Consider the following 16,771-nt stretch of genomic DNA (forward strand, 5'->3'; position numbering starts at 1 on the left):
AAGCGTGCGGGGCGCCCACCGAGGCATCGCCGATGCGGTCGCCTACGGCAGCACCGGCTCGATGACCCCCTCGGAGGGTTCCGGCTCGGGAGTCGCGGAGGGCTGAGGCGGCTGCGGTGCCTGCGTCGGCTGCGGCGGCTGAGGTGCCTGGGTGGGCTGCGGCGCCTGCGTGGGCTCCGGAGTGGGTGTGGGCGACGGCGTCACGGTCGGCTTGGGCGGCAGGATCTTGCGGTCGGTGCCGACGTTGGCTCGCGCGGGGAAGTCCACGACGTCCATCTCAGACAGGATCGGGTCCATCATCCACGTCCACACTCGCGTGGGGATGGTGGAGCCCGTGATCTGTGAGAAGTCCGCGAAGGGCGTGATCTCCTCGGCCGAGCCGTCGTCGCCAACCTGGTAGAGCGCGACCGCTCCCACCATGTTGGGCGCGAAGCCCACGAACCACGCCGACTTGTTCTCGTTCGCGGTACCCGTCTTGCCCGCCAGCGGGCGGTCGATCGAGTTGGCGTATTCGCCGGACCCGTACTTCACGACCTGCTGCATCGCGTAAGTGGTGTCCGCCATCACATCGGCGGCGAAGACCTCCTCCGAGACGACCTCGTGTACGTAGAGCTCGGAGCCGTCGCTCGCGAGGACCTCGCTGACAATGAACGGCTCGGTGCTGACCCCGCCGTTGGCGATGGTCGCGTACGCGGACGCCATGTCCAAGACGTGCGGCGACGCCGTGCCGAGCACGTTGGACGCGTTGGCCTCGAGGCCGACGGTGCCCTCAGGCACTCCCGCTCGAATCGCGGTCTCCATCACCACCTCGGGGGTGACTTCGAGCCCAAGTTGGACGTAGGCGGTGTTCACCGAGCTCTGGGTGGCCTTGACCAGGTCGATCTTGCCGTAGTTGACTCCGCCAAAGTTGCGCACGGGGTTCTCGAACTCGGGGAACTCCATGTCGGTGTTAGCGATGTACTCGGTGCCCAGTCCGATTCCGCGCTCGAGGCCGCCGATGAGCGCGAAGGGCTTGAAGGTCGAACCCGCCTGGGCGATGTCCTGCGTGACCGCGTTTCGCTGAATTTCCAGGTAATCCGCCCCGCCGTACATCGACGTGACGGCGCCCGTGGCCGGGTCCATGGTGACGGCACCGACGCGCATGTTCGGAGACGCCCCTTCCGGGATCTCCGCGACTGCGGCCTCGGCGGCCGCCTGGTGATCGGGCAGGATCGTCGTGGTGATCTTGTAGCCCTGGGTCTCGATGTCCTCGCGGGTTACTCCCGTGTCGGAGATCGTCTCGTCGATGGCTGCCTGCAGCAGGTAGCCCGTGGGTCCGCCGAAGACGTCGTCATTCTGGTACTCGATCGTCTCGGGGAAGACTTCAGCGTCGCGTTCGGCCTGGGTGAGGAAGCCCGTGGTGACCATGCCGTCCATCACGTAGTTCCACTTGCTTTCCGCGGTGACCGGATCGATGCGGGGGTCCCACGCGCTCGGGGCAGGGACGATTCCCGCGAGCAGCGCCGCCTCAGACACCGTGAGATCCGCGGCGTGCTTGCCGAAGTACTCGTTTGCGGCGGCCTCGACGCCGTACGCGCCGCGGCCAAAGTAGATGGTGTTGATGTAGTTGCCGAGCACCTCGGACTTCTCCTGCTGGGAGTCAATCTTCATGGCCATGAGGGCTTCCTTGACCTTGCCCTTGACGTCCGTGGTGGTCTCTCCGACGTAGTAGCGCTCCACGTACTGCTGCGTGATGGTCGAGCCACCCTGCGTCTTTCCCTCCACTACCGTCTTGAAGAGACCGCGGGCCATTCCGAACACGTCGACCCCGGGGTTCGTGTAGAAGGACCGGTCCTCCGCGGCGACGAATACGTTGCCGACGTAGTCGGGGAGGGTGTCGATGGCCACTACCTCGCGGTTGGCCTCGCCGAGCCGGCCCATCTCAGTGCCGTCGGCGTAGTAAATGATCGAGGACTGCTGCAGCGCAAAGTCACTGGGCTCGGGGACCTCAAGGGTCGAGTACACGACCACCATTCCGATGACCGCGACCGTCGCGGCCACGAGCCCGGCAACCAGCGTCCACAGTCCGAGCGACCGCAACACGCGCTTCCACCGCGGCATGTCCGCGCGGCGCTGCTTACGGCCGCCGCCTTTGCCGCCGCCTGCGCCGCCGCCCTTGCCAGCGCTCGTCGCCGTCTTCGGCGCAGTTGCGCGGCCACTAGCCGATGCCGGGGCAGCACTGCTCCCCGCGGCCGGGGCTGGCTTCGAGCCAGCAGGTCGGGTGGACTTGCGCACGGGGGCGCTCGGCGTGGGCTGCGCCGCAACGGGCTGCGTCCCACTCACGGGAGTAAACGCTGAGACGCGCTGTGGTGCGGACTTGGGTTCGGTCACGTGGGTGTTCTCCCAGGGGATAGAAGTGTCTAATGTGGCGGCGCCACCTGCGGACCAAGTGGTTGGAGACGGTGGCGGTGGCTGCGACGCCACTGTATTCAACGAACAGGCGGCCGGGTTTGTGCCCAACCTACCGCCGCTGGCCCCTTGGTGCACTGACGGCGGCCGCCGGCACTCAGCCGCAAGCCATCCGACACGTCGAACGCTACTCGATGTATCGCGCCGATACAACGAGTTGCTATGCTTCTCATGTCGCCCGGCACCAAGCCGACGCGCTACTCGACACCGAGAGGGGGGTTCATGGCCAAGACTGACGTGCTCACGCTCGCGATATTGGGCATGCTTGCAGAGCAGCCCCTCCACGGGTATCAGCTGCGCAAGCAGCTCGGATCCGAGCTCGGCCCGTTCCGTGCGCTCAGCTACGGCTCGCTGTACCCCTGCCTCAAGCGCATGGTTGCTGCCGATCTCATCGCCGCCGATGCGGAGGAGGCGGAGGACGCCTTCGCCGCCGCGTCTCGGCGGTCACGTATCGCGTACCGACTCACTGACGCTGGCAAGGCCCGGCTCGCGGACGAGCTCGCCTCGGCGGGCGCGTCCTCGTGGGATGACGACGCGTTCGACGTGAGGTTCTCCATGTTCAACAAGACCGACTCGGCCACACGCCTGCGCATTCTCGAGGGGCGTCGCACCCGGCTCGCGGAGAGGCTCGAAGAGGTCTCGGACGGAATGCAACAGCGCCGCGAGCGCAACGATGCTTACACCACGGAACTTCAGCGCCACGGCCTCGAAAGGGTCGAACGCGAGGTTCAATGGCTCGACCAACTTATCGAAAACGAACGATCCGCCCCCGGCGGAAACACTAAATCCGCCACCGGCGGGGAAAACAACTAAGGAGACAATCATGGCTTCATTGCGTGTCGCCATCATCGGCGTCGGCAACTGCGCCACGTCGCTGATTCAGGGCGTTGAGTTCTACAAGGACGCGAAGGCGGGCGAGACCGTTCCCGGCCTCATGCACGTCCAGTTCGGTGATTACCACGTCTCGGACATCGAGTTCGTGGCCGCGTTCGACGTCGACTCGCTTAAGGTCGGCAAGGAACTCGTCGAAGCCACGCAGTGCTCCGAGAACAACACCATCAAGATCGCCGATGTCCCCAAGACCGACATCCAGGTCCTGCGCGGCACCACGCTGGACGGTCTCGGCAAGTACTACCGCGAGACCATCACCGAGTCGGACGAGACCCCCGTCGACGTCGTCCAGGTCCTCAAGGACACCAAGGCCGACGTGCTCGTGTGCTACCTCCCCGTTGGCTCCGAGAAGGCTGCCAAGTTCTACGCTCAGTGCGCGATCGACGCCAACGTCGCATTCGTCAACGCACTGCCCGTCTTCATCGCATCGGACCCCGTCTGGGCCAAGAAGTTCGAGGACGCTGGCGTCCCGATCGTCGGCGACGACATCAAGTCGCAGGTCGGCGCAACCATCACGCACCGCGTGATGGCCAAGCTGTTCGAAGACCGCGGCGTGCGCCTCGACCGTACGTACCAGCTGAACGTCGGTGGAAACATGGACTTCAAGAACATGCTGGAGCGCGACCGTCTCGAGTCCAAGAAGATCTCCAAGACGCAGGCCGTGACCTCCAACCTCGCAGGTCCGCTCGCCGGCCTCACGGACTCCAAGAACGTGCACATCGGCCCGTCGGACTACGTCGCGTGGCTCGATGACCGCAAGTGGGCTTACGTCCGCCTTGAGGGTTCCGCGTTCGGCGAGGTTCCCCTGAACCTTGAGTACAAGCTCGAGGTCTGGGACTCCCCCAACTCGGCCGGCATCATCATCGACGCGGTTCGCGCGGCGAAGATCGCCAAGGACCGCGGCATCGGCGGCCCCATCCTGTCCGCGGCGGCTTACTTCATGAAGTCCCCGCCCGTCCAGGTCGAGGACACTCAGTCCGCCAAGAACGTCGAGGCGTTCATCGCGGGCGAGCTCGAGCGCTAAGGCTCTCAGCACACGGATTAAAGAAAAGGCCGGTTCGCCCTCGGGGCGGACCGGCCTTTTCGCTTGCTACTTCTATATCGCGCTCTCTGCCTCGCGTCGGCTGATCAGCCGTCGGACGCGTCGCGAACCGCCTCGTCCACGGGGGAGGCTCCCGAGACGAGTTCCCACTGGTATCCCCCGCTCTGCGGCAAGCGCAACACGGCACCGACGACAGCGGCGACGTCCGCGCGCGGCACGGTTCCTCGGTCAACTGCGGTATCCAGCCTCACCAGGCCGGTTCCGTCCTCGTCGGTCAGCCCGCCCGGCCGAATGATGGTCCACGCCAGGTCGCTCGCCCGCAGTGCGGCATCGGCGTCGCGCTTGGCCTTCACGTACGCGGACCACACCTCGCCGGCGTCGTCCGGGACGGGGTTGTCGACGCCCATGACGGAGATCTGCACAAATCGGTGTGCGCCTGACGTGTGCGCGCCGGCGATCGACTTGAGGGAGCCCTCCAGGTCGACGGTGCGCTTGCGCTCGATGTCGCCGTCGGCGCCGCCGCCGGCTGCGAATACCACCGCGTCGCTGCGCCCGAAGGCCGCCGCGAAGTCGTCCTCGCTGGCCTTCTCGATGTCCAGGCGGCGGGGGATCGCTCCCAGCGACGCGAGGTGCTCGAGCTGCTCGTCGCGCCGCGCGAGCGCGACCACTTCGTGACCCTGGCTGATCAGGTCCGGGATGAGCAGGCGCGCGATCTTGCCGTGCGCGCCCACGATGGCGATGCGTTCCAGTTTTGTAGTCATGTTGACTACAACGACGAGAGCGCCGGGACTCTTCCCCAAGAGGCAAGAGTCCCGGCGCGCGTCGCTAGAAAGTCACCAGATCTTGATGTCGCTGGCCCCCTGCTTGAGCCCCGCGAGCGGACCCACCGCGTACGCCTCGCCGGCGTGCTTGCGCGATCCCACCAGGTCGAGGTCAAGCACGACCGGCCTCCCGTGCGGGTCCTCGAACTCCGCATCTGGGTAGTACGCGGCACCCAGGTCCGCGCCTGACTTCACCGAGGTTTTGGCCTCGTCGAACGCGGCGGGCAGCTCCAGGTGAAGGTAGACGCCGTCCTCGCGCTCGATCACCTCGAAGCCGCACGTGCCTGTGCCGTCCAGCATGACCTTGCTCGCCTCGTGCTGGTAGGCGGTGGCGCCCTGCGCGTACGCGTTCTCGTCGATCGTGACTGGCCTGAGCAGCGCGTGATAACGCTCGTGGTCGCCGCGGGACAGGTCCAGCCCGGCCATGAAGTCGGCCATGCTCGCGGGGAACTCGTCGTACCCAGCGGTGCCGAAGCCCGAATGCTGAGCGTGGTCGCCGCCGGCAATGTAGGCGTCGGCCATGTCTCCCGCGAGGAAGAGGTTTGCCAGAAAGCGATCGTCGCCGCCCGCGACTGGCGCGAACCCCGCCACCTGAGTGCTGTGGGGCACGTGATAGGGCGTCGCCCGCTCCATGACGGATTCGATGCGCACCGCCCCCGCGATCAGGTTGTTGACGTACGCGCCGCCCTGGCTCACCACCTCGAGAGACGCCGGCGAGCCAAAGATGTTGTGGTCGACCACGTGGGGCCCGTGGGACACCTCGATGAAGAAGTCGCGGGTGTTGCGATAGAGGAGGTTTCGCGTGATGCGCATGCCCTGGGTCTGCCAGTCCAGCCAGATTCCCAGCGTGCAGTCGTGGATTCGGTTGTGCTCGATGACGACGTCGATCGCAGCGTGGAGCTTGATGCCGGCGATCTCGTGCCCAAAGAACTCTCGCTTCACGCCGATGCGGTAGATGTGGTTGTCCGTAATGGTCGAGAAGATGCACCCCAGGTGACCCACGATTCCCGCCTGGCCGCAGTCGTAGATCGTGTTGCCTCGCACCACGTGCGAGCCGATGTTCTCCCGGGTCCAGCCGTTGTTCAGGGCGGAGAAGACCGTCTCGATCTGGTACTGGTAGCCAGGCTTGTCGCCGCGGTCAGTAAAGAAGTTCTGCCCCGAGGACGCCTCCTTGCCCAGCGAGATAGCCACGCACTTCGCATCGTGGATGACGTTGTCCTCGATGATCCAGCCCTTAGCCCAGTTGGGGCCGAGCAGTCCAGGCTGATTAGCCGTCGGGGGCGCCCACGGCGAGGCGGCCTGCGCCATCTCAAAACCACGCACCGTGATGTAGTCGAGGTGGTGCTCCACCGGGGTGAAAACTGCCGGGCGCACGTTGATCTCAATGAGTTCCGTGTTCGGATCCGCGGCGCCAAAGTTCGCCCAGATAACGGTCTCCTCGACACCTACCTCCGCGTACCACTGCAGGGCGGTCTGCTCGGGGTGGGCCACGGGAACTTCGATTCCGGACCAGCCATCAACGTGATGCGTCTGGGCGAGAGCAGCCTCGACCTCCTCGAGGCTCGCGGCCTCGTAGAGGCTGGTGCCGTTGAGGTACACGTCTCCGAGGTGGCGCCACGGCGCATCGGCGGAGGGGTAGACGATCCAGTCTCCGTCTACCCTGACAGCGAACGGATTGAAGTCGCCAAAGACGTCCTGCGAGACGCGCGCTCGCCACACCCCGCGGCCGGTGTCCTCCCAGCCGGTCACGACCTCCGACCCCTTGATGACTACGTGCTCGCCGGGCGCTGCCGTGTAGGTGATCCGGCGGCTGTCGCTGAGTCCACCCCGAACGGGCTTGACCCACTCGCGGTACTCGCCGGCGTGAACCTCGATGGTGTCGCCGGCGGTCGCGGCACTGGCCGCCCGATTGATGGTGCGCCAGGGGGCTGCCGACGAACCGTCAGCTTGATCCGACCCGGCTGGGGAGACATGGAAGGTGGAGACCATGATCGTTACTGGTCCTTTCGTAAGAGTAGAAACTGGAGGGAAGACTTGGGCTAGCGGTGGTCGGGGGCGTGTTCGACCTTGGCCGGCGTCACTTGCCGAATCCGGCGGTCATGCCGGCCAGGAGTTGACGGCGACCAAAGATGTACAGCGCGACCACCGGGATGCTTGACATCACCACGGCCGCGATGACTGCGGGGACGTTGATGGTGAACATCCCCTGGTAGGTCGTCAGCGCGAGAGGAAGCACGCGCTTGTCCTCGCTCTGGGTCAGGATCAGCGGGAACAGGAAGCCGTTCCATACGTTGAGCCCGCTGTAGATGGCGACGGTGACGATCGCCGGCCGCGCAAGCGGCAGCGCGATCTTGGTCATCGCCTGCCATTCGCTCGCGCCGTCGATGCGCGCGGCCTCGAAGAGGGACCGCGGAATGTCGCGAAGGAAGTTCACCAAGATCAGCACCGTGATCGGTAGTCCGAAGGCCACCGATGGCAAGACGATTGCTATCAGGCTGTCGTACAAGCCGAGCTGGACGATCATCAGGTAGATCGGGATGATCGTCGCCTGCAACGGAATGGCTAGACCCAGAAGCAGCACGGTGAAGGTGGTCCGCGCGACGCCTTTGCCATTTCGCGAAATCGCGTAGGCGGCCAGGAAGCCGAGAGCCACGATGAAGGTAGTGGCCGCGACCGTCACGATCGCCGAGTTTGAAAGGTAGCGCCAGAAGTCGTTCTCGAGCACTAGTCGGTAGTTGTCGAGAGTCGGCTCGGAGGGGAACGACAGCGGTCCGTCCACGAAGAAGCCGGTCTGGGACCTGAAGCTGGTGAGGATGATCCAGTACAGGGGTACCGCGACCACGGCGAGCCACACGAAGGCCATAATGCCGCCACCCACGTTCTTGCGGTGGCTGATGGTCTTGGTTGGCCTGCTACGGATCACCTTGATCGTGGACCGGCGCGCGGGTGTTTGGGTGCGGGACATCAGCGTCACTCGCCTTCCATTTGGCTCTCCATGCGGGAGAACCCGGAGAGCTTGGTGATCGTAAGTGAAATGGTCATGCCGAAGATGGCGAGGACCACCGCGATGGCCGAGGCCTCACCCATCTGGTTCGCGACAAAGCCCGTCTTGTACATCGCGATCGGCAGGATGTCCGTCGCGTCCCCGGGGCCGCCCTGGGTGAGGATCCAGATGAGGTCGAAGTAGGTGATTGCACCCACCAGCATCAGCGTCGACGACGTCACAATCGTGTACTTCAACTGCGGCAGCGTGATCGAGATGAACTGACGTATCCGCCCTGCCCCATCGAGCGCCGCGGCCTCGTACATGGACTGCGGAACCTGTCGAGCGCCACCTTGGTACAACAAGGTGTGGAAGGGGATGAATTGCCAAGAGATGATCAGCGTGATCGTCACGAAGACCAGGTCGGGGTTGCCGAGCCAGTTCTGATCGAGGAACGGCAGCCAGCCGCTCGCGAAGACGCCAAAGTTGGGGTCCAGCAGGTTCCGGAAGGCGATCGCGATTGCGGCCGACGAGAGCAGCAGCGGGACAAAGTAGATGATGGCGAGGATCTCGCGGTAGCGCTGCGATCCGGCAAGGAAGACGCCGAGCAGCATTGCGATGGGGGTCTGAATCGCCCACGACAGCAGCATCAGGCCAAGGGTGAGGCCCACCGAGTGGGCGATGGCCGGATCCGTGAAGATCGTCTGCCAGTTGTCGAAGCCGACCCATTCCGGGCTACCCAGACCGTTCCACTCCGTGAAGCTCAGTCCGAGCGCCACGAACAGCGGAAGGATGGCGAAGAGGCCGAACATGGCGAGCGCCGGGACGCTGAGCAGGGCCGGAGGACCGACGTGGGAACCCACGTCGGCCTTCCGATTAGCTGTCACACTCATTCCTGCTGAGCAACTTCATTGAGGTTGGCGCCGAACTCCTCGGGAGTGATCTGCAGCAGGAAGACCTGCTCCAGGTTGTTGAGGAGCGCGTCCGCCTGAACCGGCTCAAGCGCCTGGTCCCAGGACAACTGGAAGTTTCCAGCGTTCTCGGCACTCGAGTAGATGAACTGGTTCCACTCGGGAGAGACGGAGGCCTGAATCTTGTCCTCGAGGCCCGAGATGGGGGGAACGGCGCCGGTTCCCATCAGGGTGTCGATGTACTCGTCCGACATCACGCCGTGCAGCAACCAGTCGGTCGCTAGGGCCTTCTCTTCCTCGGACGAGTCCGAGGTCACGGAGAAGTAAGAGGAAAGGTTGCCCGTCACGTTGGTCGGGTCTCCCGCTCCACCGGGTACCGCGGGGAACGTCGCCCAGCCCAAGTTTCCGGCATCGACGAATTCCTGAGCCGCGGCGTAATAGGTTCCGGAGTAGGCCCAGGCGCCCTGAAGCTGCATGGCCGCCTTGCCCGTGTAGACCAGCGCTTCTGCGGCGCCCTGGTTCGCGTCGATCGAGGAGAAGCCGTCGATGAACCCATCGGCCTTCACGAGGTCCTGGATCATTGACGCTGCTTCGATGATCGCGGGGTCTTCCCACGCGCCCTCGTCGCCCGCGACAACCGCGTCGAATACTTCAGGGCCGCCGATGCGGTCGGTGAGGTACGCGATCCACATCAGGTACGGCCACTTGGAAGCACCACCAACGGAGAAGGGTGCGATCCCGGCTTCGTTGAACGCGGGGACGACCGCCATGAGTTCGTCCCAGTCGGTGGGAACCTCTACGCCGACCTGGTCGAAGAGCTCCTGGTTGAAATACACGACGGCGGGCTGAACCCCGTTATAGGGAACGCCGTAGATCTCGCCGTCGACCTCACCGCCGGCAAGGACCGAGGGGAAGATGCGGTCGCGGAGTTCGGGCTCTGCGTCGAGCACGGACTGCAGGGACTCGACCTCGCCTGCGTCGACATAGGCCTCGAGGCCGCCGCCACCCCAACCGGAGAAGATTGTCGGACCCTCGCCCGCGCTCACTGCGGTGCGCAGCTTCTGCTTGTAGGGATCGTTCTCGAATACCTGCAGGGTGAGTTCGCCCTTGCCGGCCTCGCTCCATGAGTCGATCGACTGCAGGAGCACCTCATCTGACCCCGTCGTAACCCACAGCGACGCGGTTCCGTCTGCGCCCGCCTCGACGTTGGCCCTGTCTGTCGACTCAGCTGAATCCGTGTCGCTGCTGCTGCATGCGGCGACCGTCAGCACTAGGGCACTGAGCCCTGCCACCATCGCTAGTCTTTGACTCTTGCTTCGAACCATTTCGTGTCTCCTCACACCGTTGTGATCTCTTCCGAGAACGTCGTGCGGTCATCTTTTCGAAGATTCTCGAAAGTTTGCGCAACGTGTTAAGCAATGTACGATGTTGTCCGACAACCTGTCAAGCCGCAATGGAGGGGATCGACATGGCGTATCTGAATTGTTACCTGGCGCAACTAAAGCCCGCTGCGGCCTCGACGACGACCGAAAGTTTTCGCGATGCCGACTGAGGAACTACGCCGTCGTCCCACGCTCAAGGACATCGCCGCGCAGGCGGGAGTGTCCGTGCCGACCGTGTCCAAGGTCGTCAAGGGCCGCGCGGACGTCAGCCCGGAGACTCGTGCCCGCATCTCGGCACTTCTGCGGGAGCACGGGTACGTCGCACGGGGAGACTCTGCGCCTCCCGCTGCACGCACCATCGTGTTGTCATTCGACGCGCTCGACAACACCAATAACCTCGCCCTCATGCGCGGCGTCTTTGAGCACTGCCAGCGCGCGGGGGTCCGAGTCGTCACCCGCCTCACTCCATTGGCCGCCGACGGCCCCTGGCCGCAGGCCATGGTGGACGCAGACCAGTCCGGAGTGATCCTCGCCACCTCGCGCCTGGACCCCGAGCAGCAGCAGGCCCTCGCGGACGCGCGCATCCCGCTCGTGGTCATCGACCCCGTCAACACCCCGCCCGTGGGAGTGCCGTCGGTGGGCGTCAACAACTACACCGGCGCGTACAACGCCACAAAACACCTGATCAACCTAGGTCACGCCAAGATCGCGTTTATCTCCGGGCTAGCGAGCGAGTGCGCGCAGGCCCGACGCGCTGGTTACTTGCATGCGATGCGCGAGTCCTCGATTACCGTGCCGGCCGAATACGACCAGCCTGGGACCTTCCGATTCGAGGATGGCAAGCGGTCGGCGAAAATTCTGCTGGGCTTGGACAACCCACCGACGGCCATCTTCGCGGCCAACGACCTCGAGGCGCTTGGAGTGCTGGACGAGGCTCACTTGCAGGGCGTGCGCGTTCCGCAGGACCTGTCGGTGGTCGGCTTCGACGACAGCATGCAGGCGATCTCCGCGTCCCCCCACCTCACAACCGTGCGCCAGCCCTTCGCGGAGATTGGGGCCACCGCGGCACGCCTGCTGCTGCAGGCCATCGACGACGAGCCGCTGTCGAGCACGCGCCTCGAGCTCTCGACGGAGCTCATGGTGCGCGACTCCACCGCCGCTCCCCGCGCGGATTCAGCGACACTGGGCCGCTAGGCCCCAGGCGCGGGCGGCGCTGGGGGCGCGGGCGGAGCAGTGGGCGCCGGGGCCTGGGCGACGGGCGGGGCTGCCTGCGGGTCGTACGCGGGAGGCGCCTGCTGGGTGGGCGGAGCAGCGTAACCCTGGGCGGGATACTGCTGCGCAACGCCGACCTGTGCCTGGTAGCCGGCCGGGTACTGGCCGCGCTCGTCGGCCTTGAGGTCTGCTCCCCACTGGTTGGGGCCCACCTGAGAGTCGAAGAACGCCATGATGAACGGCACGATTCCCAAGGACACAAAGTTCAGCAGTAGCCACCAGCCCGGCTGCCCCATGTCGTGGAGGCGCCGCGCCCACACCGCGTACGACGGCAGGGCCAGGGCAAGGGAGGCAACCAACATCAGGGCGGCGGCGACGGCCATCGGCGCCCAGGAGACCTGCGACCCGACAACATCTCCGTTCTGGTCCGTAGCCTCCACCAGGGAGACGATGAAGACGACGTACGTCGCGATGAAGATCAGCGTGAACGGCAACAGCACGAGCGTCTGGAAGAGCATCCACCACCAGAACTCGCTGCGCCGCGCGCGCCCGCTGAAGGTCGCGTAATTGTTAAAGCCGGACTTGACTGCCTGCCCAAAACCCATGGGAAATCCTTACCGTTGAAAATTCAGATGCTGGTGAGCGCGGGGTGTCCCGAAACTAGCGTTCGAGTTCCTTGGGGTCGGGGCCGTACTTATTCGGCTGCGCGTCGCCGTCGAAGAGCGCAATGATCAACACCACGATGGGGATGAAGAGCAGGAAGATTGCCCACGCCCCCGACCGGCCGGTGTCGTGCATCCTGCGGACGGATACCGCGAAGTGCGGAACGATTAAGGCGAGAGCCGCCACCATGGCGGCGAAGTAGAAGATCCAGAACGACACCGTCAGGGAGCCCGTTTCAATCTCTCCGTCGGCAATCGCGCCGCTCGATGCCGCCATCGCCGCACTCATCGCGACGAGGAACCAGATCACGAACCACTCAATGAACATGAACCACCAGAACTCGCGGCGACGCGCGCGGCTGTGGAAGTCCGCGAACTGCGTCAGGGCCTTCATGAACCAACCAATAGTCATCGCTTAAGCTCCAGTCATAGTCGTGTGTCGAGACGAAACGTACCGCCTGCGGCCGTTCGGCACAATTGCGGCCAGCATCAGGCGTCCGTCGAGATGGGGTCCGGGCCGTGCTTGTTGGCGGTCGAGTCGCCGCGCAACAGCGCCAGGATGTAGACGACGATGGGCAGAACGAGCAGCAGCAGGACCCACCCGCCGGACTTGCCCGAGTCGTGAAGCCGCCGCACCGTCACCGCGAGGTGCGGAACGATCAGTATCAGGGATATCGCCGCCAACGCCACGAGGAACGCCAGCCCGGCATCGGTCACTTGGGAGTCGTCAAACTTCCACGTTCCGTCGACCGCCACGATGGCGCCGCCGGACGTCGCGAGGAACCCCGCGAGAAGGACGGCTGCCAGTAGCCAGCTGATGATAACGAACCACCAGTACTCCTTGCGGCGGGCCCGACCGCGAAACACCCCGTACTTGCCCAGTGCCCTAAAGAACCAGTTCACGGTGAAGCCCCCTCGTGTTGGCTCGCGCAGCGACGCGCGTCGACATCCTCAATATAGGACACCCGTGTGCGCGAGGGGCTCAATCGCGCCTAGTCTTTGAGCCATGTCATTGCCTCGGGACCTTCGCACGCTGTGGCACTCTCGCGGGTTCCGACGACTCACCTATACGCGCGTGCTGTCGCAGGGTGGCGACGGCATGTTCCAGGTGGGGATCGCCACCGCCTTCTTCTTTGACCCCACCCAGGCCGCGACCGCGCGCGACATCGCGATCGGCTTCGTCATCCTGCTGGCGCCCTTCACGCTCGTCGGCCCCTTTGTGGGCCCGCTGATTGACCGGTGGCAGCGTCAGCGCATCCTGCTCGTGGGAAACGTCATCCGGGTGGTCATGGTCGGCGCGATCTGTGGGGTGCTGATGGTGGACGCGGGCGGCAGCAAGTGGGCGCTCTACACGCTCGCTCTTCTGACCCTGTCGGTCAACCGATTCCTCAACGCCGCGATGACGGCGGGCATCCCCCGGGTGGTGGCGCCGCACGAGCTCCTGGCTGCCAACGCGATCATGCCAACGCTCGGAACCATCGCCTCCGCGGTCGGCGGGGCCGTCGCCGGAATAGCCACGTTCGTCGCCCCCAACACCTCCGACGCGAATCTGGCCCTGACAGCGCTGGTCGGCGCGGGCATCGGCTTCGGAACCGCGGCGTGGGCCACCACCAGCCTGGGCCGCACGGACCTCGGCCCACAACATCCCCTGGCCGCCCTGCAACTGGGACGCCAGGTACGCAGCCTCGGCGGCGAGCTCCGCGACGGGATCGTCTACCTGCACGCTCGCGTCACGCCGTGGCACGCGCTCGGAGTAATGGCCGCGCAGCGTCTGCTCTACGGCGTGATGTTCGTATCCGCGATTCTCATCTCGCGCAACATACTCGGCGACCCGGATCGCCCAGAGCAGGCCATCCAGAACTTCACCGTCGTGCTGGGCTTCGCCGCCGTTGGCTTCGGCCTCGCCGCGGTGATCACGCCCGCCATCGTGGACCGGATGCGCCCGCAGCAGTGGATCGTGCTCTCGCTGCTGATCGGTGCCCTCGGGCAGGGAATCCTCGCGGCATCGACCGAGCCGTGGGCGCTCTTCACCGCAGCGATCGTGGTGAGCTACGCGGTGCAGGCCGCCAAGATCGCCGTCGACACCATCGTGCAACGGGATACGGACGATGCCGTGCGTGGGCGGGCATTCACTCTGTACGACATGGCCTTCAACGTGGCCTTCATCATGAGTGCCGTGATGGGCGCGCTGGTCCTGCCGGACACGGGCTACTCGCGGGTGGTCATGGCGACGCTGGTCGTGGCCTACGTAGTAGTGGCGGCTGTTTACACGCGAGCGCCGCGCGAGCCGAGCGCCGCCGCCGTTCCCGCTCAGGCCGAGGGCGCCGCCACGACCGGTAGCGGAGTCTCGTAGACGACCCGGCGTCTCCTGTTGATCCCAACAGCAAGCAGGCCGTTCACGCCGGCGCTTATTGAGATGACAAGCGTCACTAACAGGAGCCACCAGCCGCCGGTACTCAGTGCGGCCACCGTCGCAAACAGTGGCGCAACAAACCCAAGAATCGCCGGCGTCCACGGACCCCGTTCGTACCAACCGGTTGCGGCGCGCGAACACATGACGATCGCCACAGGACACAGCGCCAGCGTGGCAAAATCCACAGCGCCAAACAGTAGGGCGTTGGGGTCCAACGCCCCCAACTGCGACGTGAGGGTCAACGCGCTCCCGAAGGCGATCAATAGAGCCCCCACAAAGACGGGGGTCACGAGTATCCAAGTCATCACGCGTAGCGGGTAGCGGGCGAACACGGTTTCACGAGATCCGGCAAACAGAGCCATCGCGCCAAACACGATCGACGCCACTGCCGGAACGACGAGGATCGCAAGAAAGGCGATCAACGAAATCGAATAGACGAGCCACCACGCGTTATTGATGTCGTCCACTAGGCGCGCTCCTCCCACCACTTGGTGAGTTCAGCGCGAGCGCGCTCATCGCCGAGCGGTCCGTGCTCCATGCGGAGCTCCAGCATGTGGCGGTAAGCCTCGCCCACCTCGCGACCCGGAGCGATGCCCAGGATCTCCATGATCTGCTGGCCGTCAAGGTCGGGGCGGATCGCGTCGATCTCCTCCCGCTCGCGCAGGTCGGCGATGCGAGCCTCCAGGTCGTCGTACGCGAACGACAACCGGTCCGCCTTGCGACGGTTGCGCGTGGTGACGTCCGCACGCGTCAGCCGGTGCAGCCGCTCCAGCTGATCCCCTGCATCGGTCACGTAGCGGCGCACTGCGGAGTCGGACCAGCGCGCGTCGCCGTAGCCGTGGAAGCGCAGGTGCAGCTCCACGAGCTTGGTCACTGCCTTGATGGTGTCCTTGTCGAACCGCAGCGCCTTCATGCGCTTGGCGCTGAGCTTGGCGCCCACCATCTCGTGGTGGTGGAAGCTCACTACGCCGCCGGCCTCGAGCCTGCGAGTCGCCGGCTTACCGATGTCGTGCAACAGTGCCGCGAGCCGCAGGATCAGGTCGGGGCCGGGCACGGCGCCTTCCTGATCGCTCTCCAGGTCGATCGCCTGATCCACGACGGTGAGGGTGTGTTCGTACACGTCCTTGTGGTGGTGGTGCTCGTCGATCTCGAGCTTGAGGGCGGGCAGCTCCGGCAACACCACCGCCGCGATGCCGGCGTCGACCAGCGCGGCCAGTCCCTCGCGCGGGTGCGCGCCCAGCATGAGTTTGCAGAGTTCGTCGCGCACGCGCTCAGCGGAGACGATGCCGATGCGGTCCGCCATCGCGCTCATCGCCGCGAACGTTGCGGGTTCGATGTCGAAGCCGAGTTGGGACGCGAAGCGCGCGCCTCGCATCATGCGTAGCGGGTCGTCACCAAAGGACACCGCGGGATCGATCGGCGTGCGCAGCAACCCTCCGGCGAGGTCTTCGAGTCCCCCGTGCAGGTCGACGAACTCGAGGCTCGGCACCCGCACCGCCATGGCATTCACGGTGAAGTCACGCCGCGCGAGGTCCCCGGCGAGCGAATCGCCGAAGGCGACGACCGGCTTGCGGGTCTCGCCGTCGTAGGTGTCGGCCCGGTACGTCGTGACCTCCACGTCGATGTCGCCCCGACGGCCGCCGATGGTTCCGAACTCCCTGCCCATATCCCAGGTGGCGCGCGTCCAGCTCTTGAGGATCGCCTCCGTCTGGTCCGGGCGCGCCGACGTCGCGAAGTCGAGGTCCGCGCTCGAGCGACCCAGGAACGCATCGCGCACGGGGCCGCCGACAAGGGAAAGTTCGTGACCCTGCGCGTCGAATAGCCGCGCGAGTTCCAGAACCTCGGGCGGCAGCGCCGCCCACAGGCCGGCCGCGCGGGTGCGCAAGACGTCGAGGGTCACGCGCGCTGAGCGCTCGCCGGAGATCGGAACGGGGGAGGTGGTCACAGGCCAAGTCTCCCAGAAACCGCTGGGCGTTACCGGCATCGGGCACGGGTGCCACGTTAAA

The 16,771-nt window shown here is 65.4% G+C and carries 15 protein-coding genes; 4 read left to right on the forward strand and 11 right to left on the reverse strand.

Going from position 1 to position 16,771, the window contains the following annotated elements:
• Positions 1-42 precede the first annotated feature (42 nt).
• On the reverse strand, positions 43-2,370 hold the full coding sequence (locus ACQU6B_RS13040) for a transglycosylase domain-containing protein (RefSeq protein ID WP_430867972.1): 2,328 nt from the start codon (positions 2,368-2,370) through the stop codon (positions 43-45).
• Positions 2,371-2,670: 300 nt separating this feature from the next.
• Here ACQU6B_RS13040 and ACQU6B_RS13045 point away from each other — a divergent pair, with 300 nt between their 5' ends.
• Both ACQU6B_RS13045 and ACQU6B_RS13050 read left to right on the forward strand, forming a co-directional pair.
• A complete protein-coding gene (locus ACQU6B_RS13045; protein WP_430867973.1) occupies positions 2,671-3,261 on the forward strand; it encodes a PadR family transcriptional regulator in 591 nt (196 codons plus the stop codon).
• Between the two features lie 10 nt (positions 3,262-3,271).
• Entirely contained in the window at positions 3,272-4,363 is a 1,092-nt protein-coding gene (locus tag ACQU6B_RS13050) for an inositol-3-phosphate synthase (RefSeq protein WP_430867974.1), read from the forward strand.
• 104 nt (positions 4,364-4,467) lie between these two features.
• Here ACQU6B_RS13050 and ACQU6B_RS13055 read toward each other — a convergent pair whose 3' ends face one another.
• The 5 genes from ACQU6B_RS13055 to ACQU6B_RS13075 form a co-directional block, all read right to left on the reverse strand.
• Positions 4,468-5,142: an NAD(P)-binding oxidoreductase gene (locus ACQU6B_RS13055; protein WP_430867975.1), complete on the reverse strand. Its 675-nt coding sequence runs from the start codon at positions 5,140-5,142 to the stop codon at positions 4,468-4,470.
• A 72-nt stretch (positions 5,143-5,214) separates the two neighbouring features.
• Complete coding sequence (locus ACQU6B_RS13060; protein WP_430867976.1) at positions 5,215-7,191, reverse strand: right-handed parallel beta-helix repeat-containing protein; 1,977 nt, start codon at positions 7,189-7,191, stop codon at positions 5,215-5,217.
• 88 nt (positions 7,192-7,279) lie between these two features.
• Positions 7,280-8,167, reverse strand: coding sequence for a carbohydrate ABC transporter permease (locus ACQU6B_RS13065; RefSeq protein ID WP_430867977.1), 888 nt, complete (start codon positions 8,165-8,167; stop codon positions 7,280-7,282).
• A 5-nt stretch (positions 8,168-8,172) separates the two neighbouring features.
• On the reverse strand, positions 8,173-9,078 hold the full coding sequence (locus ACQU6B_RS13070; RefSeq protein WP_430867978.1) for a carbohydrate ABC transporter permease: 906 nt from the start codon (positions 9,076-9,078) through the stop codon (positions 8,173-8,175).
• Positions 9,075-10,391, reverse strand: a complete 1,317-nt coding sequence (locus ACQU6B_RS13075; RefSeq protein WP_430867979.1) for an ABC transporter substrate-binding protein — start codon at positions 10,389-10,391, stop codon at positions 9,075-9,077. Before ACQU6B_RS13075 ends, ACQU6B_RS13070 begins: the two co-directional genes overlap by 4 nt.
• 246 nt (positions 10,392-10,637) lie before the next feature.
• Between ACQU6B_RS13075 and ACQU6B_RS13080 the strand changes: the two genes are divergently transcribed.
• The gene (locus tag ACQU6B_RS13080; RefSeq protein ID WP_430867980.1) at positions 10,638-11,672 is read left to right on the forward strand and encodes a LacI family DNA-binding transcriptional regulator; all 1,035 of its coding nucleotides are present in this window, start codon (positions 10,638-10,640) and stop codon (positions 11,670-11,672) included.
• Here the strand turns inward: ACQU6B_RS13080 and ACQU6B_RS13085 are convergent.
• The 3 genes from ACQU6B_RS13085 to ACQU6B_RS13095 all read right to left on the reverse strand — a co-directional run bounded on the left by ACQU6B_RS13085 (position 11,669) and on the right by ACQU6B_RS13095 (position 13,255).
• Positions 11,669-12,295, reverse strand: coding sequence for a DUF805 domain-containing protein (locus tag ACQU6B_RS13085; protein WP_430867981.1), 627 nt, complete (start codon positions 12,293-12,295; stop codon positions 11,669-11,671). The two genes, ACQU6B_RS13080 and ACQU6B_RS13085, sit on opposite strands and share 4 nt — an antisense overlap.
• Before the next feature lie 55 nt (positions 12,296-12,350).
• Positions 12,351-12,764 (reverse strand): DUF805 domain-containing protein, encoded by a 414-nt coding sequence (locus ACQU6B_RS13090; protein WP_430867982.1) that lies wholly within the window; start codon positions 12,762-12,764, stop codon positions 12,351-12,353.
• A gap of 77 nt (positions 12,765-12,841) precedes the next feature.
• Positions 12,842-13,255, reverse strand: a complete 414-nt coding sequence (locus ACQU6B_RS13095) for a DUF805 domain-containing protein (protein WP_430867983.1) — start codon at positions 13,253-13,255, stop codon at positions 12,842-12,844.
• A 103-nt stretch (positions 13,256-13,358) separates the two neighbouring features.
• On the opposite strand from ACQU6B_RS13095, the gene ACQU6B_RS13100 reads away from it, so the two are divergent.
• The gene (locus ACQU6B_RS13100; protein ID WP_430867984.1) at positions 13,359-14,705 is read left to right on the forward strand and encodes an MFS transporter; all 1,347 of its coding nucleotides are present in this window, start codon (positions 13,359-13,361) and stop codon (positions 14,703-14,705) included.
• Here the strand turns inward: ACQU6B_RS13100 and ACQU6B_RS13105 are convergent.
• Both ACQU6B_RS13105 and ACQU6B_RS13110 read right to left on the reverse strand, forming a co-directional pair.
• Positions 14,663-15,232 carry a hypothetical protein gene (locus tag ACQU6B_RS13105; protein WP_430867985.1) on the reverse strand — a complete coding sequence of 190 codons (570 nt, stop codon included), beginning with the start codon at positions 15,230-15,232 and terminating at the stop codon, positions 14,663-14,665. The two genes, ACQU6B_RS13100 and ACQU6B_RS13105, sit on opposite strands and share 43 nt — an antisense overlap.
• Positions 15,232-16,749, reverse strand: coding sequence for a CCA tRNA nucleotidyltransferase (locus ACQU6B_RS13110; RefSeq protein WP_430867986.1), 1,518 nt, complete (start codon positions 16,747-16,749; stop codon positions 15,232-15,234). The genes ACQU6B_RS13105 and ACQU6B_RS13110 overlap by 1 nt, the downstream gene beginning before the upstream one ends.
• Positions 16,750-16,771: the final 22 nt, after the last annotated feature.

The sequence above is a fragment of the Demequina aurantiaca genome (assembly GCF_050598105.1).
Lineage (GTDB): Bacteria > Actinomycetota > Actinomycetes > Actinomycetales > Demequinaceae > Demequina > Demequina aurantiaca_A.

What these genes read in the sequence shown, in the direction of transcription:
- ACQU6B_RS13100 (WP_430867984.1), top strand. Translation starts at nt 13,359, where the DNA reads ATGTCATTGCCTCGGGACCTTCGCACGCTGTGGCACTCTCGCGGGTTC.
- ACQU6B_RS13060 (WP_430867976.1), bottom strand. Translation starts at nt 7,191, where the DNA reads ATGGTCTCCACCTTCCATGTCTCCCCAGCCGGGTCGGATCAAGCTGAC.
- ACQU6B_RS13085 (WP_430867981.1), bottom strand. Translation starts at nt 12,295, where the DNA reads ATGGGTTTTGGGCAGGCAGTCAAGTCCGGCTTTAACAATTACGCGACC.
- ACQU6B_RS13045 (WP_430867973.1), top strand. Translation starts at nt 2,671, where the DNA reads ATGGCCAAGACTGACGTGCTCACGCTCGCGATATTGGGCATGCTTGCA.
- ACQU6B_RS13065 (WP_430867977.1), bottom strand. Translation starts at nt 8,167, where the DNA reads ATGTCCCGCACCCAAACACCCGCGCGCCGGTCCACGATCAAGGTGATC.
- ACQU6B_RS13075 (WP_430867979.1), bottom strand. Translation starts at nt 10,391, where the DNA reads ATGGTGGCAGGGCTCAGTGCCCTAGTGCTGACGGTCGCCGCATGCAGC.
- ACQU6B_RS13080 (WP_430867980.1), top strand. Translation starts at nt 10,638, where the DNA reads ATGCCGACTGAGGAACTACGCCGTCGTCCCACGCTCAAGGACATCGCC.
- ACQU6B_RS13055 (WP_430867975.1), bottom strand. Translation starts at nt 5,142, where the DNA reads ATGACTACAAAACTGGAACGCATCGCCATCGTGGGCGCGCACGGCAAG.
- ACQU6B_RS13090 (WP_430867982.1), bottom strand. Translation starts at nt 12,764, where the DNA reads ATGACTATTGGTTGGTTCATGAAGGCCCTGACGCAGTTCGCGGACTTC.
- ACQU6B_RS13050 (WP_430867974.1), top strand. Translation starts at nt 3,272, where the DNA reads ATGGCTTCATTGCGTGTCGCCATCATCGGCGTCGGCAACTGCGCCACG.
- ACQU6B_RS13110 (WP_430867986.1), bottom strand. Translation starts at nt 16,749, where the DNA reads ATGCCGGTAACGCCCAGCGGTTTCTGGGAGACTTGGCCTGTGACCACC.
- ACQU6B_RS13070 (WP_430867978.1), bottom strand. Translation starts at nt 9,078, where the DNA reads ATGAGTGTGACAGCTAATCGGAAGGCCGACGTGGGTTCCCACGTCGGT.